Source organism: Methylophaga sp. UBA1464 (assembly GCF_002325665.1).
GTDB lineage: Bacteria > Pseudomonadota > Gammaproteobacteria > Nitrosococcales > Methylophagaceae > Methylophaga.
The window spans coordinates 44425-46467 of record NZ_DCSO01000096.1 but is presented as its reverse complement, the minus strand read 5'-3'; the positions used below and the strand labels follow the sequence as shown (position 1 = coordinate 46467).

The following is a 2043-nucleotide window of genomic DNA, read 5'->3' as shown; positions in this document are numbered from 1 at the left end:
CGTGATCTGGAAACCTATATGCAGCATATCGTTCCGGATGGTGACCCCATGTTTTTACATCAGGATGAAGGTCCGGATGATATGAGCGCGCATATCCGAACGGTACTGACCAATCCGGATCTGGTGGTACCGGTCAGCAATGGCAAATGTGCCCTGGGAATATGGCAGGGAATCTATTTATGGGAACACCGCACGCATCGCCAGCAGCGTCGGGTGATCGTGACAGTACAGGGTGAATAATAATGAATGAAGAATTTGAACAGGATCACCTTGATGAGGAATTTGACTGGTCGTCAATTCCCAAAAGTAAATCGCGTATCAAACGTGAACTGGATGCACTGAAAAAATTAGGCCAGGACCTGATAGACTTGCCCAAAAAAGATTTGTTAAAACTGGAACTGGACGAAGATTTAACCGAGGCAGTACTTAAAGCCCAATCAATGAGCAAGGGTGCATTAAAACGACAGACCGGTTATATCGGCGGCATTATTGCCCGTCTTGATCATGACGAAATACAACAGAAGCTGGATAACCTGAAACAACCGCAACAGGCACAAACAGAGCAATTTCATCAACTGGAAAACTGGCGGGATCGATTATTAGCTGAAGACGATACGGTGATGGCGGAGCTGCGCGAACAGTTTGAAGATTTTGATAATCAGCATGTCAGGCAGTTGGTGCGAAATGCGAAACAGGAAGTAGCTAAACAGCAGCCACCAAAATCGGCTCGATTGATCTTTAAGTATCTGCAGCAGCTGCAGCAGAATCAGTGATCAATCAGTTCAATCAGAAAACAGGCCCCCCCCAGATAGCTTTGCTGAACACTGATTTTCCCCTGATAAGCCTCGACGATATCGCTGGCAATTGCCAGCCCTAAGCCCTGGCCTTCAATCTGTGTATCCATACGTTTACCACGCTTGATAATATCTTCGCTGGCATTTGCTGGTACACCGGGGCCATCATCTTCGATACGCACAATAATCCGCCGATTTTGCTGGCGTAATACAATATTGACCTGTTGGTTACAGTATTTAAATGCATTTTCCAGCAGATTGCCGAGGAGCTCATACATATCACCCTCATCGGCATGCAACATGGCATCCCGTTCAATTTCACACTGGGTATGAATGTTTTTGCTCTGGTAGACTTTTTTTAGTGAATTCATCAGTTTATTGATGATTTCCCCAATAGAAACTGGTGCCAGTAAATTACTTTTGCCCTCTGTGGCTGCCCGCTGTAGTTGATAATCAACGAGGGCATTAATGCGGTCTAACTGTTCTTCACCTGTCAGTTTGCAGGCCGTAACATCATCACAGCTTTCCAGCTCGGAACGTAATAATGCCAGTGGCGTTTTCAGACTATGTGCCAGATCAGCAAGCGAGTTTTTATAGCGTAGGCGGCGTGATTGTTCATGATCCAGAAGATTATTGATATTACGGGTAAGTTGTTGCAGTTCACTGGGATAGTCATCCCCTAAACGTTGCTGTTTACCGGCTTCAATCGCATGCAAATCAGCAGCGGCTTTATGCAATGGTTGTAAACTCCAACGGAAAATCAGCCATTGTGCAATCAGCAGCATCAAACCGGTTCCGCCAAGCCAATACCAGAGATTTAACTGAAATTCATCTACTTGTGCTTCCAGCATATGCTGGTCCTCAGATACATTGATGGTGTAATCAAAATGTTCGCCATCATCATTTTCCCAGACAATACCAAAGGCGAGGTTCTGCAGCTTCATGCCGTTATCAAGGTTGATCTGACTGTATAACTGTTCTGATGGACCCGGATGGTAGGGAAGTGCCAGAAACAAACCGATAACAGATGGTGATTGCCAGACAATCGTATTGCCACTGGTAATTTGAGCGTATAAACCGGAATTGGGAATAGAAAATTTTGGCTCGGCAAGTTTATCCTGCATGATTAATTTGCCATCGTGACTGATCTCAGCGGCTGTCAGTAACGTGTAGACATAGTTTAATAAACGTTGTTTTTGAGCCGTTTCAGCGCTACCTGAAAACGCATTAAATAAACTGAAGGCGGAGA

The 2043-nt window shown here is 45.1% G+C and carries 3 protein-coding genes; 2 read left to right on the top strand and 1 reads right to left on the bottom strand.

Annotated features, from left to right (window positions below; genetic code table 11):
- Positions 1-240: secondary thiamine-phosphate synthase enzyme YjbQ (locus B3O33_RS13295; RefSeq protein ID WP_292363803.1), on the top strand; the 240-nt coding region annotated here is incomplete at its 5' end.
- 2 nt (positions 241-242) lie between these two features.
- The gene (yjgA, locus tag B3O33_RS13290) at positions 243-773 is read left to right on the top strand and encodes a ribosome biogenesis factor YjgA (RefSeq protein WP_292359552.1); all 531 of its coding nucleotides are present in this window, start codon (positions 243-245) and stop codon (positions 771-773) included.
- Here yjgA and B3O33_RS13285 read toward each other — a convergent pair.
- On the bottom strand, positions 767-2043 hold a 1277-nt coding region (locus tag B3O33_RS13285; protein ID WP_292363802.1), incomplete at its 5' end, for an ATP-binding protein. The two genes, yjgA and B3O33_RS13285, sit on opposite strands and share 7 nt — an antisense overlap.